The 24,944-nt window shown below is 60.6% G+C and carries 21 protein-coding genes; 11 read left to right on the top strand and 10 right to left on the bottom strand.

All coding sequences use genetic code 11. The features are described 5' to 3' along the window. Positions 1–21: 21 nt before the first annotated feature. A complete protein-coding gene (locus tag BCF11_RS23680) occupies positions 22–1,197 on the top strand; it encodes a cupin-like domain-containing protein (RefSeq protein ID WP_098496915.1) in 1,176 nt (391 codons plus the stop codon). On the opposite strand, the gene BCF11_RS23685 is transcribed toward BCF11_RS23680, so the two are convergent. Both BCF11_RS23685 and BCF11_RS23690 read right to left on the bottom strand, forming a co-directional pair. After that, a complete protein-coding gene (locus tag BCF11_RS23685; protein WP_143751436.1) occupies positions 1,137–2,135 on the bottom strand; it encodes a sulfotransferase in 999 nt (332 codons plus the stop codon). The genes BCF11_RS23680 and BCF11_RS23685 overlap by 61 nt on opposite strands. A 4-nt stretch (positions 2,136–2,139) precedes the next feature. Beyond that, on the bottom strand, positions 2,140–2,838 hold the full coding sequence (locus tag BCF11_RS23690) for an aspartyl/asparaginyl beta-hydroxylase domain-containing protein (protein ID WP_098496917.1): 699 nt from the start codon (positions 2,836–2,838) through the stop codon (positions 2,140–2,142). 187 nt (positions 2,839–3,025) lie between these two features. Here BCF11_RS23690 and BCF11_RS23695 point away from each other — a divergent pair, with 187 nt between their 5' ends. Beyond that, a complete protein-coding gene (locus tag BCF11_RS23695; protein ID WP_098496918.1) occupies positions 3,026–3,541 on the top strand; it encodes a GNAT family N-acetyltransferase in 516 nt (171 codons plus the stop codon). Here BCF11_RS23695 and BCF11_RS23700 read toward each other — a convergent pair. From BCF11_RS23700 to BCF11_RS23710, 3 genes are all read right to left on the bottom strand, one after another. Then, a complete protein-coding gene (locus BCF11_RS23700; RefSeq protein ID WP_098496919.1) occupies positions 3,538–3,858 on the bottom strand; it encodes a hypothetical protein in 321 nt (106 codons plus the stop codon). The genes BCF11_RS23695 and BCF11_RS23700 overlap by 4 nt on opposite strands. Before the next feature lie 75 nt (positions 3,859–3,933). Continuing rightward, positions 3,934–4,527 carry a phage tail protein gene (locus BCF11_RS23705; protein ID WP_098496920.1) on the bottom strand — a complete coding sequence of 198 codons (594 nt, stop codon included), beginning with the start codon at positions 4,525–4,527 and terminating at the stop codon, positions 3,934–3,936. A gap of 89 nt (positions 4,528–4,616) precedes the next feature. Next, the gene (locus BCF11_RS23710) at positions 4,617–5,207 is read right to left on the bottom strand and encodes a phage tail protein (protein WP_098496921.1); all 591 of its coding nucleotides are present in this window, start codon (positions 5,205–5,207) and stop codon (positions 4,617–4,619) included. A gap of 573 nt (positions 5,208–5,780) precedes the next feature. Here BCF11_RS23710 and BCF11_RS23715 point away from each other — a divergent pair. After that, positions 5,781–13,379, top strand: a complete 7,599-nt coding sequence (locus tag BCF11_RS23715) for a YDG domain-containing protein (RefSeq protein WP_098497672.1) — start codon at positions 5,781–5,783, stop codon at positions 13,377–13,379. A gap of 40 nt (positions 13,380–13,419) precedes the next feature. After that, a complete protein-coding gene (locus BCF11_RS23720; protein WP_098496922.1) occupies positions 13,420–15,090 on the top strand; it encodes a ShlB/FhaC/HecB family hemolysin secretion/activation protein in 1,671 nt (556 codons plus the stop codon). A 25-nt stretch (positions 15,091–15,115) separates the two neighbouring features. Here the strand turns inward: BCF11_RS23720 and BCF11_RS23725 are convergent, their stop codons facing one another. After that, positions 15,116–15,937: a sulfotransferase gene (locus BCF11_RS23725; protein ID WP_098496923.1), complete on the bottom strand. Its 822-nt coding sequence runs from the start codon at positions 15,935–15,937 to the stop codon at positions 15,116–15,118. Positions 15,938–16,155: 218 nt separating this feature from the next. Here BCF11_RS23725 and cysC point away from each other — a divergent pair, with 218 nt between their 5' ends. Next, positions 16,156–16,770 (top strand): adenylyl-sulfate kinase, encoded by a 615-nt coding sequence (gene cysC, locus BCF11_RS23730; RefSeq protein WP_098496924.1) that lies wholly within the window; start codon positions 16,156–16,158, stop codon positions 16,768–16,770. 8 nt (positions 16,771–16,778) lie between these two features. Here cysC and BCF11_RS23735 read toward each other — a convergent pair whose 3' ends face one another. Together BCF11_RS23735 and BCF11_RS23740 are read right to left on the bottom strand one after the other, a co-directional pair. Beyond that, on the bottom strand, positions 16,779–17,678 hold the full coding sequence (locus BCF11_RS23735; protein WP_098496925.1) for an SDR family oxidoreductase: 900 nt from the start codon (positions 17,676–17,678) through the stop codon (positions 16,779–16,781). Positions 17,679–17,713: 35 nt separating this feature from the next. Next, complete coding sequence (locus BCF11_RS23740) at positions 17,714–18,454, bottom strand: SDR family oxidoreductase (RefSeq protein ID WP_098496926.1); 741 nt, start codon at positions 18,452–18,454, stop codon at positions 17,714–17,716. Between the two features lie 168 nt (positions 18,455–18,622). Between BCF11_RS23740 and BCF11_RS23745 the strand changes: the two genes are divergently transcribed. Further along, positions 18,623–19,519: a LysR family transcriptional regulator gene (locus tag BCF11_RS23745; protein WP_098496927.1), complete on the top strand. Its 897-nt coding sequence runs from the start codon at positions 18,623–18,625 to the stop codon at positions 19,517–19,519. Between the two features lie 141 nt (positions 19,520–19,660). After that, positions 19,661–20,320 carry a class I SAM-dependent methyltransferase gene (locus BCF11_RS23750; protein WP_098496928.1) on the top strand — a complete coding sequence of 220 codons (660 nt, stop codon included), beginning with the start codon at positions 19,661–19,663 and terminating at the stop codon, positions 20,318–20,320. A 37-nt stretch (positions 20,321–20,357) separates the two neighbouring features. Here the strand turns inward: BCF11_RS23750 and BCF11_RS23755 are convergent, their stop codons facing one another. Beyond that, the gene (locus BCF11_RS23755) at positions 20,358–20,642 is read right to left on the bottom strand and encodes a DUF4148 domain-containing protein (RefSeq protein WP_098496929.1); all 285 of its coding nucleotides are present in this window, start codon (positions 20,640–20,642) and stop codon (positions 20,358–20,360) included. 337 nt (positions 20,643–20,979) lie between these two features. Between BCF11_RS23755 and BCF11_RS23760 the strand changes: the two genes are divergently transcribed. From BCF11_RS23760 to BCF11_RS28080, 3 genes are all read left to right on the top strand, one after another. Beyond that, the gene (locus BCF11_RS23760) at positions 20,980–21,378 is read left to right on the top strand and encodes a transposase (RefSeq protein ID WP_158229265.1); all 399 of its coding nucleotides are present in this window, start codon (positions 20,980–20,982) and stop codon (positions 21,376–21,378) included. 61 nt (positions 21,379–21,439) lie between these two features. Continuing rightward, positions 21,440–22,060: a TetR/AcrR family transcriptional regulator gene (locus tag BCF11_RS23765; RefSeq protein WP_098496931.1), complete on the top strand. Its 621-nt coding sequence runs from the start codon at positions 21,440–21,442 to the stop codon at positions 22,058–22,060. A gap of 63 nt (positions 22,061–22,123) precedes the next feature. Beyond that, positions 22,124–22,291, top strand: coding sequence for a hypothetical protein (locus tag BCF11_RS28080; protein WP_158229266.1), 168 nt, complete (start codon positions 22,124–22,126; stop codon positions 22,289–22,291). A gap of 77 nt (positions 22,292–22,368) precedes the next feature. Here BCF11_RS28080 and BCF11_RS23770 read toward each other — a convergent pair whose 3' ends face one another. Then, positions 22,369–23,709 (bottom strand): MFS transporter, encoded by a 1,341-nt coding sequence (locus tag BCF11_RS23770; RefSeq protein WP_098497673.1) that lies wholly within the window; start codon positions 23,707–23,709, stop codon positions 22,369–22,371. Between the two features lie 237 nt (positions 23,710–23,946). Between BCF11_RS23770 and cyoA the strand changes: the two genes are divergently transcribed. Then, complete coding sequence (cyoA, locus tag BCF11_RS23775) at positions 23,947–24,870, top strand: ubiquinol oxidase subunit II (RefSeq protein WP_098496932.1); 924 nt, start codon at positions 23,947–23,949, stop codon at positions 24,868–24,870. Positions 24,871–24,944 lie beyond the last annotated feature (74 nt).

Here is a 24,944-nt window from a genome sequence, read left to right on the forward strand (position 1 = left end):
AACGTTAACCTGCAATCAGATATGACACAAATACTAGGCCCCTCATTCAAGCTGGTCGAACAAATCGATGTATCGGAGCTGGCGCAAGCCGGCGGCTTTGGCAGCCGGACCCGGCCGTTATTGGTCAAAGGCGCTTTGCGCGACTGGCCGGCGCAGCAGAACTGGTCGTTTGAAAAGATGGCGCAGTTGCGCAATAAAGACGGCTCGGAACCGGTCCGCAAGTTCCAGAACGGCCTGGTCGAACAGGGTGAAACCCAGGAACGGCCATCGCTGCCGATTGCGCCTTACCTGCGCGAGCTGGCAGAGCTTGCCAAGGAGCCGGTAAGCGAACAGACGGGGCTGCTGCCGAACCAACGGCGGCGCCTGTTGCAGCCGGGCGAGGAATTCCATCTCAACTGGGCGCACATGCAATCGTTTACGCCGCACCGCAATTACCTGGCGCAGTGGAGCATCCTGGAAGATTTCCCGCAGCTGCGCAGCGATTTCGATATCCGCAGCCTGTGGCCAGGCTGGCGCTGGACTTGGGAGTCGGTATTCATGGGGCCGGCCAATACTCACACCGGACTGCACCGCGACGTCCCCAACAACTGGTTTTGCCAGGCGCGCGGAGTCAAGGAATTCGTCATGTTCCCGCCTTCCGAAGAAGCCTTCATGAATCCGTCCAGCAAATACGACTGGGGCGCCACGCTCAGCACCATCAATATCGCCCGTTTCGACGAGCATCCGGAGCAGCTGCGTGCGCTGGAGCAAGCCAAGGGACTGTACGCGCGGGTGGAGCAGGGCGATGCCTTGTTCATTCCGAAGCGGACCTGGCATGCAGTGGTTTCGCTGGCGCCGTCGATCAGCCTGGCGGTATTCGGCCTGACCGCGAAAGAGATCCTGCTGAGCGGCGTGCCGACGGCGACCAAGGACCTGCTGCATAATATGCATCTGTACCGCTGGGGCACTGCATCTGCCACAAACATATCGCGTAACCGCGTTCTCGGCTTATCGGAATACCGCTTCACAAACAGATGCCGCTGGCCGATCTTCCTGCAGTCCAGCGCTGGCATGAGCGCCTCAGGGAACTGCCGGCATGGCGCGAGCCATTTCCTTCTTGATGCTACGGCGATATCTGTTGAGATGACGGCGGCGTATCAGTCGCCCAGTTTTGCCCGCAGTTGCTCAAGGCGGGCATACATCGCCAATGCTGTCTGAAGATCTGCAGGCGCACAAGATTCTTTCTTTTCCTCGGCAAATCCCTGTTCCGGATATTTTGCGTGAAAACACGAACGGACTGCCATCTCCGCCGTTTCTGTTTGATCCAGGGCTACACCCGAAAATTCAGCCAGCCGGCGCACGATTTCAATGCCTCCCTGCCTGTAATCCAGCAGGAGTGAACGATCATCTTTTTCGGCGATGAGCAAAAATTGCGAATAATAATATTCCAGCACCTTGGCGATATAGCGGTCGCCGTCGCAGCTTGCCGATTCTGCCTGTGACATGCCGAACAGTTCCGGTTCAAGCAGCCCCGGCACGGCCTGCATCCCACGCCGCTTCTGATGTGAAAAAACCACTTCGTCCGGGGTGCGATACAGCAGTACGAATGGAACGTCCGGGTAGAGTCTTCTCAGCGTGCCGGCAAAAAAAACATGCCAGCTGTCGAGTTTGATGAACAAATGCTTTTCCTGCCCAAGCCTGCGCCGTCCCAGCAAAGCAATGCTGGCCTTCAACGCGGATTCCGCTCCAGAAGAATCTGCCTGGCTGCGTGACATGCGCAGCAATTCGTCGATCAAGGGTACTTCGGACAGGGCGATGTTTTTTTCGCTCAATCCAAGCAGCTGCGAGACCAGGGTCGAGCCGCAGCGCGAAACATGGAAAATGAAAGCGCTGGGCGCAACCACATCGGTCGCGGCTGCTGCGCAATCTGTCAGGTATTCGAGGGAGCTGAGACTGGGAAAGCGCCGCTTGACTGGCGCATTGGCTCTGCAACGTAGAATCGTGTCGGCGAAGAACGGCTCGGCAATGCGCTTACCCTCCAGGTCGAGCCAGAGGCAACGCCATTGCTGTTCTTGTTGCACCAGCTTGTAGGGTATCCACTCCTCGGGGGTAGCCGCATCATCTTGCTGTATCTCTTGCCGCATCTCTTGTTGCATTGCGCTATTCATCGATATCCGCCTCGGCTTCCAGTTGCTTGATCAATCGCTCTGCCGTGTCGGTTTTCATCTCCGACAACTGCGCGATCACCATGGTGCGCGTTGCTCGGTCCAGCCTGCTGCTGCGCGCCTCCGCAGCGAAATCGTAGCCCACCTGACGGAATAGCGTATCTGACCAGTCATTCCTTTTGCAGTCCAGGATCAGGTTGGTGCGCGCTGTGGCGCCGCAATTCTCGACACTGTGCGGCTGGCTGAAATCGGCATACCAGCATTCGCCTTCCCGCATGTCCAAAGCATGTCCGCCAACCAGGAATCGCACTTGCGTGCTGGTCTCGATCGGAATGTGTACGCGAAAGACATCGAACTGATAGCCGGTATGCACATCCCGATGTTCCTTGATATGCGCGCCGGGCGCCAGGCGCAGCAGCCTGGTCGACTCTATCTCGCATTCGAAGAGGCCGAGGATGCTGGCGATGTAAGGGCAAAGGCCGAGCACAGGCGTATCGATATAGCCGGCGCTGCCAGGGTGCGAATAGATATCGTCCGCCTTGCCGGAGGCAGAGCGCAGCGCCAGGCCGGACCACAGGCCGGAATAGTCGTCGGTATGGAAATGCCGCGACCACTCCATGGTCTCGCACGCCCGCAAATCCTTCAGCAATTCGTCAGGATCAAAGAGCAGCGGTAATTTGAGGAATCTATTCATTCGACTACCTTCAATCCGATTGATGCGTCGATTGCGGCGCTTCTCCACCTGCAGGCGGAGCAGGCAAAAATCTTGCGCCGAGGCACTTTATTTGAGGCAGCTCCATCCGTCAAGGCAGCTTCTGTTATAAGCTGCACCACCAGTGTGACGTCCGCCGTATTTATTTCAATTCCCGAGAAAACTCAGCATGCTCACTTCTTCCTCTGCCATGCCGGCCGGCATTTCCCTGCGGCCAGCCACCACCGGCGACCAGCCTTTCCTGGCAACCCTTTATCGTTCCGCCCGGCCGGACCTGCAATTCATCGATGGCGAACCTGAATTCGTCGAAACCGTGGTAGCCCAGCAATATGCCGCGCATGTTCAGGGCGCCGGTGAGGAATATCCGAACGCCATGCATTTCGTCATCGAGAAAACCCAGGCTGCGGTCGGTGCGCTGGTGGTCGATTTCGGCCACAACGAAGTGCGCGTGATTTACATCGCTTTCATTGCCGCCGCCCGCGGCTTCGGTTACGGCAAGGCAGTCCTGCGCGGCGTGCAGCAAGCTGCAAGCAATGTGCAATGCCCGGTCGCGGTCGTGGTTTGGCACAACAATCCCGGCGCCAAGCGGATCTACCTGGAATTGGGATTCCAGGTGGAAGAATCGGAACTGATGGCCGAGCGCATGGTGTGGTATCCAGGCCGCGCCTACCTTGAATCGCCTTAGCTGAACACCACCTGAAAATACGCGCCAGCCGGATCGCGTCCGAGCGGCGCCAGGCGCGATACGTAAACGCCTTCCAGGCGCTCGCGCTGCGGCAGATCGATCGCGCACGGGCCTTCGAGAAAAGCGGTGGCTTGCTGCGCGGTCAGCGTGACGATGAACGGCAGGCGTTGCTGTTCCGGCGCATACGGATTGCGGTACTGCGCTTTCACATTCACGCTGTCGACCAGCATCGGCAAGGTGCTGCCGTCAGGCAGTTGCAGCGTGCAGACCTGTCCGGTCGCAGGGGCGAAATAAGCGGCATCAACAAGTTCTAGCATCGGATTCAATCTGTCGGCAATGAAAAAACGGAAGCGAAGTTGGCCGGCTGCCGGCCAACTCGCTGTTACATTCCGCTAGTTACGGGACGGGAAAATACCTACCAGTGCGATGCTGAAGTTCAGCGCCAGGTAGGGATTCATGGTTCCCACGGGTGCGTTGCTGCCGGTGAGAGCATTGGTAACGGTGCCGCCGGAACTGCCGCTGCTGCCACCCAGGGGAATGGTGCCTGCGGCCGAACCCCAGATCGCTGCACCTTGCGGACCGGCAGGCGATCCGGACAGGATGTTGTTGGTCGCCGTCGGCGCCAGCAGGTTTCCAGTCGTGTTGGCCGATACCATGTAGCCGCTGCCGCCACCCGAAGGAGTGAAGGTGGCGACGTGGGTATGGGACGGCAGATTGCTGATGGAGATCTCGATGTTTTCCGTACCGGACGCTTCGCCGATCACGCGCGGCGTCAGGCCGAGTCCGTTACCCTGGCCAATCGGTACCCGTCCTTGTAGATTCGGCAACATGAAGTTTTGCGTGCCGTTGCCGCCATAGTTGGTGCCCAGCAGCGAGAATAAGGCTGCATATTGCTGAATGGCGAGCGTCTGGCCGTTGCATAGCTGCCAACCGTTAGGATTGAACTGAAAACCGAACGTCATTATGCTGCCGAGAAATACTTCCATGGAAATCTCCCTTGTGATTGCTGCGGTTTAAGGACCGGTGTTATTGCTGTTTGCTGTTGTACGCGTGGTAATTTCTAGTGCGGCGATTGTTAGTTGCGCGAAGGGAAAATACCCGTCAACGCGATACTGAAATTCAGCGCCAGGTATGGATTCATGCTCGCCGCGGGTAAGCTGTTGCCAGTGAGGGCGTTGCTTACCGTGCCGCCGGAACCGCCGCCGCTGCCGCCCAAGGGGATAGCCGGTGTCGTCGAGCCCCAGATCGCCCCGGCCGAGGTGCCGGCAGGCGATCCGGACAGGATGTTGTTGGTCGCGGTGGGCGCCAGCAGGTTGCCGCTGGTGTTGCCCGATACCGTGTAGCCGCCGCTGCCCGAAGGAGTAAAGGTGGCGGTATGGGTATGGGACGGTAGGTTGCTGATCCCGATCGCGATGTTTTCAGTGCCCGCCAACTCGCCAATCACGCGCGGGCTCAGCCCCGCGCCGTTACCTTGGCAAAGCGGCATCCGACCTTGCAAATTTGGCAGCAGGAAAGTTTGCATGCCATCGCCGCCAAAGGTGGTGCCGAGCAAGGCGAACAGCGCCGAATTTTGATCAATGCTGAGCGTTTGACCGTTGCATTGCTGCCAGCCGCTGGGATTGAACTGAAAACCGAAAGTCATGATGCTACCGAGAAATATGTTCATCGCATTTCCTTCAGTGAGTAGCTTGCTTTTGTAAATATCGGGTTGCTGAATGTTAACCTGCAGCAAGCCGCAGTTGAACAGGAAAATTGGAATTCGGCAATAGCATTCGACAATACTTGCATGAAAAAAATCATGGCAAAGACCCAGCAAGCCGCAATCCGACGCCAGAATTACACGGAAACAATAAAATACAATTAAGAGTAACAATTAGCTTGCGTGTAACACCTTGTCTTGGTGTAATATTTTGCTTATAAGAAAGTTGGATAGGGAAACCAGCTATGTCCCCCAGGCTGTCATTGTTTGAACGAGAGCTTTCACTTTGGCGCGCCTTGCGCCAGTCGCATCCTTTTGAATCCGTTGTTGCAATACGATTTTCGTGAAAATCTGCCCAGCCATTTGCTGTTTTCCAGCGCAGGCAGCTTAAGCATAGTTTCTGCGTGACGAATGCGCGGCGCCAATGTCGATGCCGCACGGTTTGTTGAAGCAAGGAGCAGGTGAGCGGCTGAACACGTCTTTTGCAGGCCGCGCGCATTGTTTGGTCGAGAAGTGCAGGTTCAACCAGGAAACCATTCCATGAAACGCCACGGATCTATGAACCACATCTATCGCCTGGTCTGGAGCACAGTGACCAATGGCTGGATCGCAGTCGCGGAAACAACGCGTGGACGCGGCAAGGGCGGACGCCGCAAACTGGTGGCGGCGGCATTGTCGCTGACCGCCATTGCCGCCCAGGCGGCGCCTACCGGTGGACAGATTGTCGCGGGCAGCGGCAGCATCCGCCAATCCGGCGCGACCACCACGATCAGCCAGACCAGCCAGAATGCCACCTTGAACTGGAGCGGCTTCAACATCGCTCCGCAAGAAACGGTGAACTTCGTGCAGCCGTCTGTCAGCGCGATTGCCGTCAACCGCATATTCGATACCAACGGCACGCAGATCCTCGGCCATCTGAATGCCAACGGCCAGGCATTCCTGATCAACCCGAACGGCATCCTGTTCGGCTCCGGCGCACAGGTCAATGTCGGCGGCCTGGTGGCTTCCACCCTGGATCTGCGCGACGCCAGCCTGAACGGCAATGCTCGCACTTTCAGCGGCAGCGGCACGGGCAGCGTGGTCAACCAGGGATCGATCACGGCGGCTAACGGCGGTTACGTCGCCTTGCTCGGCAACCATGTCAGCAACCAGGGCACGATCAGCGCGCAACAAGGCGCGGTGGCGCTAGGCGCCGGCAACGCCGTCACTCTCACATTCAGCGGCAACAGCCTGCTGCAGCTGCAGGTCGACCAGAGCGTGCTGAACAGCGCGGCGGAAAACGGCGGGCTGATCCGGGCCGACGGCGGCCGGGTGATCATGAGCGCGGGCGCAAAAGATGCGTTGCTGGCCAGCGTCGTCAACAACACCGGCGTGATTGAAGCGCGCACCGTGGAGAACCAGGGCGGCACGATTACCCTGCTGGGCGGCATGGCGGCGGGAACCGTCAATGTCGGCGGCACGCTCGACGCCAGCGCGCCGGCCGGCGGCAACGGCGGTTTCATCGAAACCAGCGCGGCCAACGTTAAGGTGGCCAACAACACCAAGATCACCACCGCCGCGGCGATTGGCCTGGCGGGCACCTGGCTGATCGATCCTACCGATTTCACGATTGCGCCCAGCGGCGGCGACCAGACCGGCGCCACGCTCAGCACCGCATTAGGCTTGGGCAACGTGACCATTTCTTCGGCCAGCGGCGCCGGCGGCACCAGCGGCAATGTCAACGTCGACGATACGGTAACCTGGAGCGGACACAAGCTGACCCTGAATGCCAGCAACGACGTGAACATCAATGCCACCATGACGGCAAGCGGTTCGGCCAGCCTGGATCTGGAGCCTGGCAGCGGCAATGTCAATGTCGCCGTGGGCAGCAGCGCATTTAACGGGCGCGTCAATTTCAGCGGCAGCGGCGTGCTGACGATGAACAATCATGTTTATACGGTCATCAACTCCCTGGGTACGGCCACCAGCAGCGGCGACGGCAGCTTGCAGGGGACGCTAGGAAATCTCGCCGGTTATTATGCGCTGGGCAGCGATATCAACGCAGCCGCCACTTCGGCATGGAACAGCGGCGCAGGCTTCACGCCGATAGGCGGTAATGGAGTTACAGTATTGACCCCGGCGCAGGAATTTTCCGGCGTCTTTGATGGCCTCGGCCATACCGTCAGCGGTCTGACGATCAATCGAGGTTCGGTTGTCGGCGTGGGCATGATCGGCGCGACGGGTGCGGCTGGAGTGGTGCGCAACCTGGGTCTGCTCGGCGGCAGCGTGGCCGTCACCTCGTCCAACTACACCGGCGCGCTGGTGGGGCAGAATTTCGGCAAGATCAACAACAGCTTTTCAACCGCTACGGTGAGTGCCAGCAGCAATGCGACTTTTATCGGCGGCCTGGTGGGCGAAAACTCCGGCGGCACGATCAACAGAAGTCATGCAGGCGGAACGCTCAATGCCGGGGCTGCAGCAAATAACGTCGGTGGCTTGCTCGGCGGCATGCAGGGGGGGACGGTCAGTTATAGCTATGCCACCGGGAATGTCACCGGAACCAGCAATTATGTCGGTGGATTAATCGGCTACAGCTATGGCGGAGGCAGCGCCACCAGCGTGATCAGCAACAGCTATGCCACCGGCTCCGTCAGCGGCTCGTCCTATGTGGGCGGCTTGCTCGGGGCCAATTATGGCTTTTCCGGCCCTTCCACGATCAGCAACAGCTATGCGACGGGCGCCGTTGCCGGCACCAGCGCTGTCGGCGGCCTGGTTGGCCACAATTACGGCGGTGCGGGCGGCAACCCTGCGATCAGCAACAGCTATGCAACGGGCAGCGTAACCGGCACGGCCGGCGCTTCCTTTGTCGGAGGACTGGTAGGCAATAATGCCGGCGCCGGGGCCTTAGGCGGCACAGTCACCAACAGCTATTCGACAGGCGGCGTCAGCGCTGGGGCCGGCTCGACCTCGGTTGGCGGGCTGATTGGCAACAACGCCGGCACCGTCACCGGCAGCTTCTGGGATAAGACAAGCTCCGGCCAGGCTACATCCGCCGCCGGCACCGGTATGACCACTGCCAACATGCAGAATCAGGCCAATTTCACATCCAGCACCGCTGCCAACGGCAATCTGAACCCTGCATGGGATTTCAGCAGCACCTGGGTAATATCTGGCGGCTACCCGTTATTACTCTCCGGTATGACGGCGCTGACCGTCACTGCCAACAACGCCACCAGCATTTTCAACGGCGCGGCCTATGGCAGCAACAATGGCGTTACATACACCGGTCTCAACGGCTACAGATATTCCGGGACGCCGGTCGGTGTGCTGGGCAGCATAACTTATGGCGGAACGTCGCAAGCCGCGCTCAACGCCGGCACTTACACGATCACGGCATCCGGCCTTTCGTCCACTGGCCAGCAGGGTTACGTCGTTACCTATGTCAACGGCGCATTGACGATCAATCCGCTGGCGCTCATCGGCACGCTCGGCGCCGGCAGCTCCGTCTATGGTTCAGCTCTGTTGCCTGGTACTGTGATTTTCACCAACATGATCGCCGGCCATGTCGTCACGGCTGCGCCGGTGACCGTCAATACGGCAGGCCTGACCAGCAGCAGCGGCCACTTGACGGCCGGCACGCACACTGGCATCGAGTCGGTGAGCGGTACGCTGAGCGGCGCCGATGCGGGCAATTACACCTTTGCCGGCACCACTGGCAATTACACCGTTACGCCGCTGGCGTTGACCGGTTCGATAGGGACGGGCAGCTCGACTTACGGTGCGGTCCTGGTCCCGGGTGCAGCGAGCTTCACCAATGCGGTGTCAGGCGATGCGCTGGGTACGGCCACGGTTGGCGTCAACACCACGGGTCTTACCAGCAGCAGCGGCCACCTGATTGCAGGCACGCATAACGGCGTTGAAACGGTCAGCGCCTTGAGCGGGGCTGATGCCGGCAACTACACATTCAGCGGGGTCACGGGCGACTACACCGTCAACCAGCTGGCCTTGAACGGTACGCTTGCGGCAGGCAGCTCGACCTACGGCTCGACTTTGGCGCCGGGCGCGGTGAATTTCACTAATGCCTTGAGCGGCGACCTGGTCACGCCGGGCGCTGTCACGGTGAATACGACCGGCCTGACCAGCAGCAGCGGTCATCTGATTGCCGGCACCCACACTGGCATCGAGTCGGTGAGCGGTACGCTGAGCGGCGCCGATGCGGGCAATTACACCTTTGCCGGCACCACTGGCAATTACACCGTTACGCCGCTGGCGTTGACCGGTTCGATAGGGACGGGCAGCTCGACTTACGGTGCGGTCCTGGTCCCGGGTGCAGCGAGCTTCACCAATGCGGTGTCAGGCGATGCGCTGGGTACGGCCACGGTTGGCGTCAACACCACGGGTCTTACCAGCAGCAGCGGCCACCTGATTGCAGGCACGCATAACGGCGTTGAAACGGTCAGCGCCTTGAGCGGGGCTGATGCCGGCAACTACACATTCAGCGGGGTCACGGGCAACTACACCGTCAACCAATTGGCGTTGAACGCCACGGTTGGCGCAGGTAGCTCGACCTACGGCTCGACCCTGACGCCAGGGGCGGTGAATTTCACCAACGCCTTGAGCGGCGACCTGGTCACGCCGGGCGCTGTCACGGTGAATACGACTGGCCTGACCAGCAGCAGCGGCCACCTAATTGCCGGCACCCACACCGGCATCGAATCGGTGGGCACTGCCTTGGGTGGAACGGATGCCGGCAACTACACCTTTGCCGGAGCCACGGGCGACTATACCGTCAGCCAGCTGGCCTTGAACGGCACGGTGGCGGTGGGCGGCTCGATCTACGGTGCTGTGCTGGCGCCGGGGGCGGCGAGCTTCACCAATGCCTTGAGCGGTGACCTGGTCACACCGGGCGCAGTCACGGTGAATACAGCCGGCCTGACCAGCAGCAGCGGACACTTAACGGCCGGAACGCACACTGGCATTGAATCGGTAGGCACTGCCCTGGGCGGGGCGGATGCCGGCAACTACACCTTTGCCGGAGCCACGGGCAATTACACCGTTACGCCGCTGGCCTTGACCGGTTCGATAGGGACGGGCAGCTCGACTTACGGTGCAACCCTGGTCCCGGGTGCAGCGAGCTTCACCAATGCGGTGTCAGGCGATGCGCTGGGTACGGCCACGGTTGGCGTCAACACCACGGGTCTTACCAGCAGCAGCGGTCACCTGACTGCCGGCACGCATACCGGCATCCAAACAGTCAGCGCCTTGAGCGGAGCCGATGCCGGCAACTACACATTCAGCGGCGTCACGGGCGACTACACCGTCAACCAGCTGGCCTTGAACGGTACGCTTGCGGCAGGCAGCTCGACCTACGGCTCGACTTTGGCGCCGGGCGCGGTGAATTTCACTAATGCCTTGAGCGGCGACCTGGTCACGCCGGGCGCTGTCACGGTGAATACGACCGGCCTGACCAGCAGCAGCGGTCATCTGATTGCCGGCACCCACACTGGCATCGAGTCGGTGAGCGGTACGCTGAGCGGCGCCGATGCGGGCAATTACACCTTTGCCGGCACCACTGGCAATTACACCGTTACGCCGCTGGCGTTGACCGGTTCGATAGGGACGGGCAGCTCGACTTACGGTGCGGTCCTGGTCCCGGGTGCAGCGAGCTTCACCAATGCGGTGTCAGGCGATGCGCTGGGTACGGCCACGGTTGGCGTCAACACCACGGGTCTTACCAGCAGCAGCGGCCACCTGATTGCAGGCACGCATAACGGCGTTGAAACGGTCAGCGCCTTGAGCGGGGCTGATGCCGGCAACTACACATTCAGCGGGGTCACGGGCAACTACACCGTCAACCAATTGGCGTTGAACGCCACGGTTGGCGCAGGTAGCTCGACCTACGGCTCGACCCTGACGCCAGGGGCGGTGAATTTCACCAACGCCTTGAGCGGCGACCTGGTCACGCCGGGCGCTGTCACGGTGAATACGACTGGCCTGACCAGCAGCAGCGGCCACCTAATTGCCGGCACCCACACCGGCATCGAATCGGTGGGCACTGCCTTGGGTGGAACGGATGCCGGCAACTACACCTTTGCCGGAGCCACGGGCGACTATACCGTCAGCCAGCTGGCCTTGAACGGCACGGTGGCGGTGGGCGGCTCGATCTACGGTGCTGTGCTGGCGCCGGGGGCGGCGAGCTTCACCAATGCCTTGAGCGGTGACCTGGTCACACCGGGCGCAGTCACGGTGAATACAGCCGGCCTGACCAGCAGCAGCGGACACTTAACGGCCGGAACGCACACTGGCATTGAATCGGTAGGCACTGCCCTGGGCGGGGCGGATGCCGGCAACTACACCTTTGCCGGAGCCACGGGCAATTACACCGTTACGCCGCTGGCCTTGACCGGTTCGATAGGGACGGGCAGCTCGACTTACGGTGCAACCCTGGTCCCGGGTGCAGCGAGCTTCACCAATGCGGTGTCAGGCGATGCGCTGGGTACGGCCACGGTTGGCGTCAACACCACGGGTCTTACCAGCAGCAGCGGACACTTGATCGCCGGAACCCATACCGGCATTGAATCGGTCAGCGCGTTGAGCGGGGCGGATGCCGGCAATTACACGTTTGCCGCGCCAACCGGCGACTATACCGTCAGCCAGCTGGCATTGACCGGTTCGATAGGCGCTGGCAGCTCGACCTACGGTTCGGCGTTGACGCCGGGGGCGGCCAGCTTCACCAATGCCGTGACAGGCGACCTACTGGGCACGGCGACGGTTGCAATCAACACGACCGGCCTCACCAGCAGCAGCGGACACCTGAATGCCGGAACGCATAACGGCATTGAATCGGTCAGCGCGCTGAGCGGGGCCGATGCCGGCAACTATACGTTTGCCGGCCCGACGGGCAACTACACTGTCAGTCCGTTGGCGCTGGCCGGTTCGATTGCCGCCGGCAGCTCGACCTACGGTGCGGCGCTGGCGCCAGGCGCACTCAGCATATCGAATGTCATCTCGGGAGACCTTGTCAGCGCCCCTGGCGTTTCGGTGAATACGGCTGGGCTTACCAGCAGCAGCGGCCACCTCACTGCCGGCACCCATATCGGCATCGAATCGGTGAATGGCGTCTTGGGCGGCGCCGATGCAGGCAACTATATATTGGGCAGCATTAGCGGCGACTATACGGTCAACCGGCAGTCGGTCACGGTCACTGCCAGCGGCGTCAACAAGGTCTATGACGCAAGCACTTCCGGTTCGGCGATATTGACCGGCAGCGGCCTGATAGGCGGCGATAAGGTGAGCTTCACCGATACTTCGGCAAATTTTGGCGACAAAAATGCAGGCACCGGCAAGACGCTTACCGTTTCAGGCATAGGCGCAGGCGGTGCGGATGCCGGTAACTACCTGCTCAGCAATGCCACCGCATCGACCACTGCCGATATTACGCCGCTGGCCATCACCGTTGCCGCCATCGGCGCCAACAAAACCTATGACGGCAATACGACGGCTGTGGTGACGCTCAGCGGCGGATTGGCAGGCGATGCGGTGACGTTCAGCGATACCTCTGCCAACTTCGCCGACAAGAATGCCGGCGCCGGCAAGACTGTGACGGTGGCGGGCATCAGTGCCAGCGGCGCCGATGCCGGGAACTATACAGTGAGCGCCACGACGACGACCAGCGCCAATATTACGCCGGCGACGCTTACCTATACCGCCGCCCCGGCAAGCAGCATTGCCGGTCAAACGCCGTCCGGCCTGAGCGGAACCCTGAGCGGCCTGCTGGGCGGCGATACGCTGGGCGACGCTACGACTGGCAGCCTGGCCTGGACAACCAACGCCCAGCCGACCAGCCAGCCAGGACTGTATGCGATTGACGGCGGCGGCTTGAGCGCGATGAACTATGTGTTCGTGCAAGCGGCAGGGAACGCCACCGCGCTGACCTTGAAGCCGGGTGCGGCGCCTGTCACGGTGCAGAACGTGATCACCGCCCTGGATTCGGTTTTTGATCCTTCGCACGCGGGCGTCAACCTGGCGGCGCTCGACCTGGTGCAGTTCAATATCCAGCCGCCGAACAATAAAATCGGCGACGGCATGAACGGTGTGGAAGTGAAGATCACGGGCGGCGGCGTCAAGCTGCCGGACAATATTGTGAGCACGGATGAATAAGCGAGCCTCAATGAAAAATAACGGTAGATTCCTATATCCAATGAAGCCGATCATCGCAGCCATGCTGCTCAGCTATCCATATTTTTGCGCGTTGGCGGCCGATCCGGTGACCCCGCCCGGCGCCGGCTCGATACTGCAGCAGATCCAGCCGGTCAAGCCGGCGCTTCCCGCTTCAACGGGAACCGGCCTGACCATCGAACGGGAGGGCGGCGCCCAGCAGCCGGCGGGCGCGGCTTTCAACGTCACCAGCATACAGCTGTCCGGCAATACCGCGTTCGATACGGCCACCCTGCATGCGCTGGTGGCCGACGCCGAGGGCAAGAACCTTACTCTGGCCCAGCTCGGCGAAGTAGTCTCGCGCATCACCGACTACTACCATAGTCACGGTTACCCGCTGGCGCGCGCCATCATCCCGGCCCAGACCGTGCAAGGCGGCGTGGTGAAGGTGATGGTGATCGAGGCTCGTTACGGCCAGGTCAAGCTGGACAACCGCAGCCGGGTGGGCGACGCCTTGCTGCAGCAAACCTTGTCTCCTTTGCAGGCCGGGCAGGTGGTGACGCAGGCGGGGCTTGACCGCACGCTGCTGCTGGCCTCGGATATCCCGGGTGTCGCCGTCAGCGCGATCCTGAAGCCGGGCGAAGCAGTCGGCACTTCCGACCTGCAGGTGCAAGCCGACCCGACGGCGCAGGTCGCCGGCAATGTGACTGTGGATAATTTTGGCAACCGCTATACCGGCCGCGCCCGCCTCAGCGCTGCCGTCAATATCTTCAATCCGCTACACCATGGTGATGTCCTCAGCCTTGGCGCCCTGACCAGCGGCAGAGACATGAATTACGGCAGCATTGCCTATGAAACCCTGCTCAACGGCCTGGGCACGCGCATGGGCGGCTCCTATTCGGCGCTGCATTACATCCTCGGCGATGCCCTGGGCGCGCTGGACGCACGCGGCACCGCGCAAGTGGCGAGCATCTGGGTCAAACATCCGTTCATGCGCTCGCGCGACGCCAATCTGTACGGCCAGATCCAGTACGATCGCAAACAACTGAACGACCGCATCGGCGTCAGCAACATCAAGACCGACCGTCATCTGGACAACTGGAGCGCAAGCCTGAACGGCGATTGGCGCAACGGCGTGCTGGCTGGCGGCATCGGCACCTGGAATATAGGCGTCACCGCGGGACGTGTCGGCTTCGACGACCGGGCGGCGCAACTGTCCGATTCCGTCACCGCCAAAACCCAGGGCAGCTACACGAAATGGAACGGCAATCTGGCGCAGCTGCAAAATCTGACCCAGAACGATTCCCTGTATTTCACGCTGGCCGGCCAATGGACCAACAGCAACCTGGATCCCGCCGAAAAGATGGTCGCGGGCGGTCCTTATACGGTGCGCGCCTATGACATCGGCGTTCTGTCCGGCGATACCGGGGTCTTCGGTTCGGTCGAGCTGCGGCACGATCTTGGCCAGTTCGCGAGCGGGCGCTGGCAGGTGCTGGCCTTCGTCGACAGCGAACACGTGACGGTCAACAAGAATCCCTGGCTGCCGGGCGACAATGGCGCGACGCTGAGCGGCGCCGGCGTCGGCATGAATTGGGCCGGACCGGAGCAGTGGCATGCCAAGCTCTATGTTGCGGCGCCGTTCGGGTCGACGCCGCAACTGATCGGCGACAATAAATCAGTGCGCGCCTGGGCCGAGATCGGCAAGGCGTTTTAGGAGCTACTGACCCAAAGGACCGGGCCTACATCTTCTGCGGATAGTAAAGCTGGTAAAACCAGGAGCAGGCAGTTTCGATCTGCGCCTGTATGCGCGGCGGGATGTCATGCCGTTTCGGCTTGCTGATCTGGCGGGCCTGCTTGTGGCTGTATTTCATGTGGTAGTGGCTGTCGCTTTCCTGGACCCCGACCGCCAGATGATCGGGATCGATTTCGAACGGCGACAGTCCTAGCCAGGAATACAGGTGTGTCATGCAGGCCGAAGGCCGTTCCATCAAGTCTTCGAAACGGATGAAATACAGACGTTCCTGCACATGCTTAGGCAGATCGGCGACCGCATGCAGGGATATCAGCGGAGCGCCGATGGCCTTGTCTTTGGCGAACAGCATGTCGGCCCGCCCGAAGCGGTCGAAATCGGCCAGATGATCGATAAAATCGACCAGGATGGTACGCTGGTGCTGCGCTTCGATCGAGCCATAGATTTGTCCGAGTTCGCGCAGGCACACGATCAGTTTGGCGTTCGGCTCGATATGCAGCAGCAGTTCTATCGCGTGCAGCCATGCGCGGTTCTTGTCCACCACCGCCTGCTTGCCGCAATCATGATTCCAGCCGCGCAAGAAGCCTTGCATTGCCGAGGTCAGGTGGGCATAGCTTTGTTCGAACTGAGTATCGAGCTGCGACAGGAAAAAAGTATCTTCGCTGATCATGCGGCGGATCCCCAGCAAGGTGTTGCACAGGGGAGAGCTATGTCCTTCGCAATGAATTTCGGGATGCTGGGCCAGCAGCTGGCACAGCAGCGTGGAACCCGCCCTCGGTAAACCCGTTACGCCGACGAATGCTGGGATCATCAGAAATGGCCTTTGCTCTCAAATTGAATGGCTGCCCGAGACGTTTTCCGCACCCGCGGCGCCGGCAAACTGTACAGCAAATATTACCGCATCCTGCACTTGTGTAACATGGCTAATGCTTGAATCACTGATATAGGCCGTTGCGGCCGCTGCGTTTTGAGGCATCATGTATCCTGCCGCCTGGCCGTCGCGGGGCGCCGTATTCTGTGGAGCGTTGAATGCAAAAAAATTTGACCGCAGTTCCTCATGCCCTAAATGCATCGCAGCGTGCGGCGCACTACGGCCACCGCGGCGCAGTCATGTGGCTGACCGGATTGTCCGCCTCCGGCAAATCCTCGCTGGCCATGGCCCTGGAGCATGCACTGACGACGCTGGGATATTCCTGCTACGTGCTGGATGGCGACAATATACGCAATGGCCTGAATGCAAATCTCGGCTTCAGTCCGGAGGGTAGAAGCGAGAATATCCGGCGCGTGGGCGAGGTCGCCGCATTGTTTGCAGACGCCGGCCTGATCTGCATCACGGCTTTCATTTCCCCGTACCGGGCCGACCGTGCGCGCGCCCGCCAATCCTGCGGAGAAGCGTTTCACGAAATCCATGTCGCCGCCGACCTGGCGACCTGTGAATCGCGCGACCCCAAGGGTTTGTACAAGAAAGCGCGTTCGGGCGAATTGCGAGAATTTACCGGCATCAGCGCGCCATATGAGACGCCGGAGCATCCGCAACTTGTGATCGATAGTGGCCATGAAAGCATCGCCGCAAGCGTGAAGCAGCTGGCGGCGTATGTGGAGCGCAATCTGCCGCTTGAGGCAAAATGCACTCCCCATGCCTGACGCCGGAATCAGCCGTTCACTCTCGGCCGCAACAGATCTTCCAGTCCGATGCGGCGGAACATCTCGCTGCGCACGCGATCGGCGACGCCGTTGACGATCTCGCAGCCATCCTGCGAAGGGTCGATATGGGTCCTGAACGGCCGGCTGCCGAAGGGCATGCCAACCACATCGACGATCGCCTTGGCGACCGCACCCGCATCTGCGTCGGCGGGTTCTAGTGCCGCCAGCCCTTGCAAAGCCAGCTCAGGCACTCTGGCATAAGGACCGTTGTCATATTCCGCCGCGCGATCGCGGTCGGCCGGTGCGCCTGAATGAGAGAAATGATTGGTGCCCTTGGTGAAGGCGCCGGGCACGATGATCGCTGTTTCTATGCCCCAGCGCGCCAGTTCACTGGCATAGGAAACCGCCAGAGAATCCATCGCCGCCTTGGCCGCGAAATACGGCGACAGAAAGGGCGGGGTGCCGCCGCGTGCGCTGCTGGAAGAGACCCACAACACCAGTCCCTTGCCCTGCTTGCGTAGTTGCGGCAGCGCCGCGCGGTTGACGCGCTGCGTGCTGAGCACGTTGATATCGTAGAGTTGGGCGAACTGTTCCGGCGTGAACGCTTCGGCTGGACCGAAAGACATATGACCGGCGTTATGGATCACCACGTCGAGCCGGCCGCAATCGGCGATGATGCTGGCGATGCCGGCCTCGGCCGAAGCGCTGGCGGCGACATCCAGTTCAAGCGCACGCAGATCGACCTGGTGCTCGGCGGCGTAGCGTTTCAGCTCTGCCACTTGCGGCGCATTGCGGCCGGCGGTTTCGCGCATGCTGGCGTAGACGATATGTCCGGCATGGGCCAGGGCGCGCGCGGTGAGGGCGCCGAAGCCGCTGGAGGCGCCGGTAATGACGATGACTTGCTGCATGATGTTTCCTCTCATTGATGTATGAAAAGTGCGGCTCAGATGACGCCGCCGTTGGCGCGCAGGACCTGGCCATTGATCCAGCCGCCGTCGGCGCCGGCCAGGAAGGACACCGCGCCGGCAATATCCTGCGGCTGCCCAAGGCGCTCCAGCGGCGCCATCTTGGCAAGGCGCTCGACCAGCTCCTGCGGTTTGCCGTTGAGGAAAAGATCGGTGGCGGTCGGCCCCGGCGCGACGGCGTTGACGGTGATGTTCTTGCCGCGCAGCTCCTTGGCCAGCACACTGGTCATCGCTTCCACGCCGGCCTTGGTGGCGGCATACACGCCATAGGTGGGTCGCAGCATGCCGACCACGCTCGACGAGAAGTTGATGATGCGGCCGCCGTTGCGCAGGCGTTTGGCGGCTTCCCGCAGCGTATTGAAGCTGCCCTTCAAATTGATGGCGATCTGACGGTCGAAGCCGGCATCGTCGGTTTCGGCGATGCTTGCGTTGACCATGATGCCGGCATTATTGACCAGCACGTCGACGCCGCCAAAGGTCTGTTCCGCGGCATCGAACATGGCGCGCACCGCTGCGGGATCACTGACGTCGGCCTGTACCGCCAACGCCTGGCCGCCTTGGCCGAGCAGCTGCTGCACCAGGGTTGCGGCAGCGCCGGCGCTGCCCGAATAATTGACGATCACGGCAAAGCCGTCTTGCGCCAGGCGTTGCGCCACTGCCGCGCCGATGCCGCGCGAGGATCCTGTGACGATGGCTACTTTCTTGTCCGCGTTGTTCATTTGAAGCTCCTTGAAGTTGGTTTGAGCGTTGCTTAAGCCGCCCATGTGCTTGCCGGATATCGGTTTGCAGGGCAGTGAGTGCATCATGGCAGTTAATATTAATTGGATAAACTAGCTATTTATGCTTACACTGTTCCATATTATTTAACAATTAAGCTTGACGCCTCTATGGACAAATTTGAAGCCATGCGTATTTTTACGCGTATTGTCGAATTGAAAAGTTTCACCCGAGCCGCCGAGGATCTCGGCTATCCGAAAGCGACCGTGACCAACGCCATCAAGCAGCTGGAAGCGCGTCTGCGCGTGCGGCTGCTGCACCGGACCACGCGCCAGGTCAGCACCACCCTGGACGGCGACGCGTATTACACGCGCTGCGCGCAACTGCTGGCGGATCTGGAGGAAACCGAAAATGTGTTTTCGCAAGCCGCCGCCAACCCCTCGGGCAAGCTGAGGATAGATATGCACGGCACGCTGGGGCGCCATTTCGTGCTGCCGGTGCTGGACCAGTTCTGCAACCGTTACCCGAATATCGAACTGCAGATAGGCATGGGCGACCGCCTGGTAGACCTGGTGCGCGAGAGCGTCGATTGCGTGCTGCGAGTGGGTGAATTGCGCGATTCGTCGATGGTGGGCCGGCGGGTCGCCAGCCTGGAGCAGGTCACCTGCGCCAGTCCGGCCTATCTGGAAAAGCATGGCGAACCGCAGGCAGTGGACGAACTTGACCGGCACCGTGCAGTCAATTTCTTTTCGCCGCAAAGCGGGAAGCTTTATCCGTTTGAATTCACAGTGGACGGCGAGGCCGGCGAATATGCGATCAGCGGCAGCATATCGGTCAACAATGCGGATGCCTATGTGCAGTGCTGCAAATCAGGTTTCGGCCTGATCCAGCTGCCGCGCTATGGCGTCGCGCATCTGCTGGCCTCGGGCGAGCTGCGGGAAATCTTGCCAGCGGCCAGACCGCGGCCGTCGACCGTGTCGGTGCTCTATCCACATCACCGGCAGTTGTCGCCCAAGGTAAGGGTGCTGGTCGACTGGCTGGTGACCATCTTCGCCGATGCGCGCTAGGCTCAGGCATAAGCTCCGGTCTTGCAGGCAGGTCAGGCTAACGGTGGCCGCATGCGTTCTCAAGCAAGTTGCCTACCTTGACGGCGCAGGCTGGCGTGGTAAATTGATCTTTCCACTTACAAGAACGAAGAAAGCGAAACCATGTCCAGCCGCACGCTTAATCTTGACGATACGCTCTATGACTATCTGCTAAGCCACTCGCTGCGCGAACATCCGGCGCAGACCGCATTGCGTGCCGCCACCCGTAGCCATGCCCGCGGCGGCATGCAGATATCGCCCGAGCAAGGGCAATTCATGGCGCTGCTGATACGCCTGATGGGCGCGCGCAAGACGATAGAAATAGGGGTCTTTACCGGCTACAGCGCGCTGGCGGTGGCGCTGGCCTTGCCGGAAGACGGCCAGATCCTGGCTTGCGACATCAGCGACGAATATACGCGCATCGCGCGCCCCTACTGGGAGCAAGCGATGGTGGCGCACAAGATCGACTTGCAGCTGGCGCCGGCGCTGGAAACACTCGACTCCAGGCTGGCTGCCGGCGCGGCCGGGCAATACGATTTTGCCTTTATCGACGCCGACAAGAGCGCTTACGATGGTTACTACGAACGCTGCCTGCAGCTGGTGCGGCGCGGCGGCCTGATCGCCATCGACAACGTGCTATGGGACGGCAGCGTGGCCGCTCCCGCGCAAGATGCAGATACCGCTGCCTTGCAGGCGCTTAACCTGAAACTGCATGCCGACGAGCGCATCGACCTGTCCATGCTGCCGGTCGGCGATGGCCTGACGCTGGCGCGCAAGCGCTGAGTCGCCGCCATTACGGCCGGCGCGCGAGCCATCAGTGTCATGCACCGGCATAAATAGAGGCTCCGGCCTCGGTCTTACCGTGCTCGTGCAATTGCGCCATCATCGGCGTCTCGCCTTGGGCGGCAGGCGTGGCAATGACCGGATAGCTGGCGTCGCTTTGCAGCAGCGTTCCCTGCGCTTCGGCCTTGGCGACTTCCTGCTCGACTTGCGCCCGGGTCAGGGTCGACACGAACGCCTGTTCAGGCGGGTAGGGTGCTTCTGCGAAAGCTGATGCGGCGGCGCCGAAGGCCAAGACAGTGAAAATCGTTTTTATGGTACGCATGATCGTTTCCTTAGATGTGGGGAGGGCGACAGTGTTTTCCGCCATCGCTGAACAACAGTCTATGCTTCGGCCTCAAACGATCTGATGACGCAGGCATGACAAATTTGTCATGTCGGCATCAAGCTCTCCGCAAGATAAATCTCATCGAAAATTAACAATCATTAACATAAAATTATCAAAGTAATATGTAAAATCAGCTCGTACAGGCGGCTGCATAAGCCGCGATGACGATATGAGCCCGCCAGCGCTCGACCATCAAGGCAGGCAATCCGGCAATGCCGTCCCGGCAAGCCGCTCTTCGGCACGATCCGCGGTGAGACCAACGAAAGAGAGCATCATGATTCTTCAGGATGAGCAATGGCGAAGACTGGAGCTTCTGCTATCTGCCAAGCGCGGATACTCTGAGGTGCGCGCGAAGAAGAATCGTCAGTTCATAGAAGCCTTGCTATGGCTGATCGGTAGCGAGCGCGCATGGCACGAGCTGCCGGCGCGCTTCGGCAAGTGGAATACGGTGTACGTGCATTTCAGGCGCTGGGACGCCTCGAATCTGTGGGCCGAACTGATGGACGATTCGTCCGGAGACGCCGAGCTGCGCGCGGTGATAGAGAAAATCTGCGCCTATGGCAAACAGCGCAACCTGAGAAGCAAGTACCGTTCTGGCATCACGGCTGCGCCTGTTGCTGAAAGCGATTCGGACCTGCACTGGCTGCGGCTGGTCGACGGCAGCAAGATTTAGCGGAAGCCGGCGAGCGCAACAAAGCTCTATCAATTTCGCATGAGTGTGCTAATATGCATGCATCATGAGCCAAACCAGCAAAAGCGAACTCACCTACGTCTCCATCGTCAACACCGCCTTGGCGCTTGCCGCGGCGGAGGGCATAGGCAATCTGTCCCTCGGCGAAGTCGCGAAGCAGCTGGACATCAGCAAAAGCGGAGTGTTCTCGCGGGTCGGTTCGCTCGAAGCGCTGCAGGAGGCGGTGCTGGAGGAGTTTGACCGCCGCTTCAGTGCGGAAGTGTTTTGGCCATCCATGGCGCTGCCGCGCGGTTTGCCGCGCCTGAGCTCCCAGGTCAAGGCCTGGATCGGCCGCGCCAGCGATCCGCGCGAGGTGGCCGGCTGCCTGTATATTGCCGGCGCGTTTGAATACGATGACATTGACGGCCCGCTGCGCGACCGCATCCAGCGCGGGGTAGTGCGCTGGCGGGCGACGATGCGGCGCACGATTATCCAGGCTATCGAAGTAGGGCATCTGCGGCCGGACAGCGATCCGGAGCAGCTGATTTTCGAAATCTACAGTTTGATCGTTGGGCTTACCCACGATATCCGCTTCATGCGGGATAACGGCGCGGTGCAGCGGGTGCATAACGCTTACAGCCGCTTGATTTCCACTTACCGGAGCTTTAACTACCAGGGTGCATAGCCGGGGGTGGTTGAAGTTTTTTTTAATTCAATTTCGCACTGGTGTGCGAAAAAAGGGGCTGCGATGATGATTTTCTTGCTGGCCGGCGCTGGCGCCGGCGTGTGTGCCTTGGGTGGTTACCTGGCGTTGGCGTTGCGCTCCGTCCCGAACTGCAACGCTGACTTTGATTTTTCTGATGTTGGACTGGAAGAGGGGTACCTCGGCCGCAGCGGCTGGCGCGCCGAGGATTAATCTGCATGCGTCCGGCATGGCATGCTGCTGCGGGTGGCTTGCTTCGGCAAGGCCATGCGCAGCAGCGATTCACTCGCCTAGTCGCGTATCTCCAGCGCGCGATTCAGGCTCAGGGCCGCCAGCGAACAGGCGGCGCCCGACAGCAGGTAGAAGCTGACATAGGCAAGGCCGAAGTGGGCCGACAGGCCGAGCGCCACCAGCGGTGCGAAACCTGCTCCGACCAGCCATGACAGGTCGGAGGTCAGGGCGGCGCCGGTATAGCGATACTTGGCAGGGAAGTTGGCGGTGACCGCGCCGGCTGCCTGGCCGTAGGACAGGCCCAGCAAGCTGAAGCCCAGCAGGATGAAGATATTCTGGCCAAGCTCGCCGCCGTTCATCAGTGTCGGCACGAAGGCGCTGAGTATCGCGATCAGTATCGCGCAGCTGCCGAGCGTGGTGCGGCGCCCGAAACGGTCCGCAATCAGGCCCGAAGCCACCACGCCCACCGCCATCAGGGCGGCGCCGATGACCTGGATGATGAGGAAGTCGTGCACCGAGCGCATCGAATACAGGCTGATCCATGACAGCGGGAACACCGTCACCAGGTGGAACAACGCATAGCTTGCCAGGGCGGCCAGGGCGCCGATCAGCAGGTTACGGCCTTGCGAACGCGTCATTTCGATGACCTTGGTCGGCTCCAGCTCGCGCTCATCCAGCAGGCGCGCATATTCCGGCGTCGACACCAGGCGCAGGCGAGCGAACAGCGCTACCACGTTGATGGCGAAGGCCACGTAAAACGGATAGCGCCAGCCCCAGTCGAGGAAGTCTTCTGTGGTCAGGTTGGAGAGCAGGTAGGCGAACAGGGCGCCGGCGATCATGAAGCCTACCGGCGCGCCCAGCTGGCCCAACATGGCGTACCAGCCGCGCTTGTTTTGCGGCGCATTGAGCGCCAGCAGCGACGGCAGGCCGTCCCACGAGCCGCCCAAGGCAATCCCCTGGCCGATACGCAGCAGCGACAGCAAAACTATCGAGGCGAAGCCAAGATGTTCAAAGGTCGGCAGGAAGGCCATGCCGGCCGTGGAAATACCTAATATGAAGAGCGCGGCAGTCAGCTTGACTTCGCGGCCGAAGCGGCGCTGGATCGTCATGAACAGAACGGTGCCGAACGGTCGGGCCAGGAAGGCGAAGGAGAAAATCACGAAGGCGTACAGCGTCCCTTCCAGTTGTTGTTCGAACGGAAAGAAAACCGCCGGAAACACCAGAACCGAGGCCATCGCATAGACGAAAAAGTCGAAGTATTCCGAGGCGCGGCCGATCACAACGCCAATGGCTATTTCGCCCGGGGCGACTTCAGGGTGGTCGGATTTGGCACTGCGGACGTCTTGGGCGGACGAGAGATTGGCGGAAAGATCGCCATTATGGCTATGGGTGCTGGTCATCATAATTTTGTCTCTAGTTGGATTGGGTCTCTACTAATTATGGCCTTGCCTACTAATGGCATGGCGAACCCTTCCCGACGTTTAGTGTGGCGCTTCGCACATAATCTGAGGCTCCATTACATACGATTACATACGAAACACTACACTGGCAAGGGTAGGACAAAACGTCCAATCGCCAACGCGCACCAGTCAGTGTACAGTACCACGATCTGATAGCTTCGACTGGACTTTTACTCCATGGTTTCCCTAATTTCTCGTCGCGGATTGCTTCTGCTGCCCGTTTTTTTACTGGCTGGCTGTAACACAGTAGTGATGAATCCGTCCGGCGATATCGCCTCTCAGCAGGGACGCCTGATCGTCGTCTCCACCCTCTTGATGCTGCTGGTGATCGTTCCAGTGATCGCATTGACCATCTGGTTTGCCTGGCGCTACCGTAAAAACAATACCGCCGCGCGCTACGAGCCGGACTGGGACCACTCTACACAACTCGAACTGGTGATCTGGGGCGCGCCTCTGCTGATCATCATCGCCCTCGGCCTGCTGACCTGGATCAGCACTCATACCCTGGACCCCTACCGGCCGCTGTCGCGCCTGGATGCGGACCGGCCGATTCCAGCCGATACCAAGACCCTGACGGTCGAAGTGGTGGCGCTGGACTGGAAGTGGCTGTTCATCTACCCGGAACAAGGCATCGCCACCGTTAACGAACTGGCGGCGCCGGTCGACGTCCCGATCCGCTTCAAGATCACTTCGTCGACGATCATGAATTCCTTCTTCATCCCGGCGCTGGCCGGCCAGATCTATGCCATGCCCGGCATGCAGACCTCGCTCAACGCGGTGATCAACCGTCCTGGCGAGTTCGACGGCTTCTCCGCCAACTACAGCGGCGCCGGCTTTTCCGACATGCGCTTCAAGTTCCACGGCCTGACCCAGGAAAACTTCGACAAGTGGGTGCAGGCGCGCAAGGCGGCCGGCGGCCATCTGAATCGTCCTGACTACCTGCAGCTGGAAAAGCCTAGCGAAAAAGAGCCGGTGCGCTCCTACGCTTCGGTCGACCAGGACCTCTACCACGCCATTCTCAACCGCTGCATCGAACCGGGCCAGATGTGCATGGACCAGATGATGGGCGGCCACAAGATGGTGGAACAACATCATGAATAAGGGCTTGCAAAGCCCGCAACAAACGCCATACACGCGCGCAGCGCTCCGCTCTGCAAGCAGTGGCGCGCAGGTAA

It is taken from the genome of Collimonas sp. PA-H2, from assembly GCF_002564105.1.
Lineage (GTDB): Bacteria > Pseudomonadota > Gammaproteobacteria > Burkholderiales > Burkholderiaceae_D > Collimonas.

Bases quoted from the DNA above. Each gene is read 5' to 3' on its own strand.
- BCF11_RS23685 (WP_143751436.1), bottom strand. From the start codon at position 2,135: ATGCAACAAGAGATGCGGCAAGAGATACAGCAAGATGATGCGGCTACC.
- BCF11_RS23750 (WP_098496928.1), top strand. From the start codon at position 19,661: ATGTCCAGCCGCACGCTTAATCTTGACGATACGCTCTATGACTATCTG.
- BCF11_RS23725 (WP_098496923.1), bottom strand. From the start codon at position 15,937: ATGATCCCAGCATTCGTCGGCGTAACGGGTTTACCGAGGGCGGGTTCC.
- BCF11_RS23715 (WP_098497672.1), top strand. From the start codon at position 5,781: ATGAAACGCCACGGATCTATGAACCACATCTATCGCCTGGTCTGGAGC.
- BCF11_RS23740 (WP_098496926.1), bottom strand. From the start codon at position 18,454: ATGAACAACGCGGACAAGAAAGTAGCCATCGTCACAGGATCCTCGCGC.
- BCF11_RS23755 (WP_098496929.1), bottom strand. From the start codon at position 20,642: ATGCGTACCATAAAAACGATTTTCACTGTCTTGGCCTTCGGCGCCGCC.
- BCF11_RS23770 (WP_098497673.1), bottom strand. From the start codon at position 23,709: ATGACCAGCACCCATAGCCATAATGGCGATCTTTCCGCCAATCTCTCG.
- BCF11_RS23695 (WP_098496918.1), top strand. From the start codon at position 3,026: ATGCTCACTTCTTCCTCTGCCATGCCGGCCGGCATTTCCCTGCGGCCA.
- BCF11_RS23700 (WP_098496919.1), bottom strand. From the start codon at position 3,858: ATGCTAGAACTTGTTGATGCCGCTTATTTCGCCCCTGCGACCGGACAG.
- cyoA (WP_098496932.1), top strand. From the start codon at position 23,947: ATGGTTTCCCTAATTTCTCGTCGCGGATTGCTTCTGCTGCCCGTTTTT.
- BCF11_RS23705 (WP_098496920.1), bottom strand. From the start codon at position 4,527: ATGGAAGTATTTCTCGGCAGCATAATGACGTTCGGTTTTCAGTTCAAT.
- BCF11_RS23760 (WP_158229265.1), top strand. From the start codon at position 20,980: ATGATTCTTCAGGATGAGCAATGGCGAAGACTGGAGCTTCTGCTATCT.
- BCF11_RS23745 (WP_098496927.1), top strand. From the start codon at position 18,623: ATGGACAAATTTGAAGCCATGCGTATTTTTACGCGTATTGTCGAATTG.
- BCF11_RS23735 (WP_098496925.1), bottom strand. From the start codon at position 17,678: ATGCAGCAAGTCATCGTCATTACCGGCGCCTCCAGCGGCTTCGGCGCC.
- BCF11_RS23680 (WP_098496915.1), top strand. From the start codon at position 22: ATGACACAAATACTAGGCCCCTCATTCAAGCTGGTCGAACAAATCGAT.
- cysC (WP_098496924.1), top strand. From the start codon at position 16,156: ATGCAAAAAAATTTGACCGCAGTTCCTCATGCCCTAAATGCATCGCAG.
- BCF11_RS28080 (WP_158229266.1), top strand. From the start codon at position 22,124: ATGATGATTTTCTTGCTGGCCGGCGCTGGCGCCGGCGTGTGTGCCTTG.
- BCF11_RS23710 (WP_098496921.1), bottom strand. From the start codon at position 5,207: ATGAACATATTTCTCGGTAGCATCATGACTTTCGGTTTTCAGTTCAAT.
- BCF11_RS23690 (WP_098496917.1), bottom strand. From the start codon at position 2,838: ATGAATAGATTCCTCAAATTACCGCTGCTCTTTGATCCTGACGAATTG.
- BCF11_RS23720 (WP_098496922.1), top strand. From the start codon at position 13,420: ATGAAGCCGATCATCGCAGCCATGCTGCTCAGCTATCCATATTTTTGC.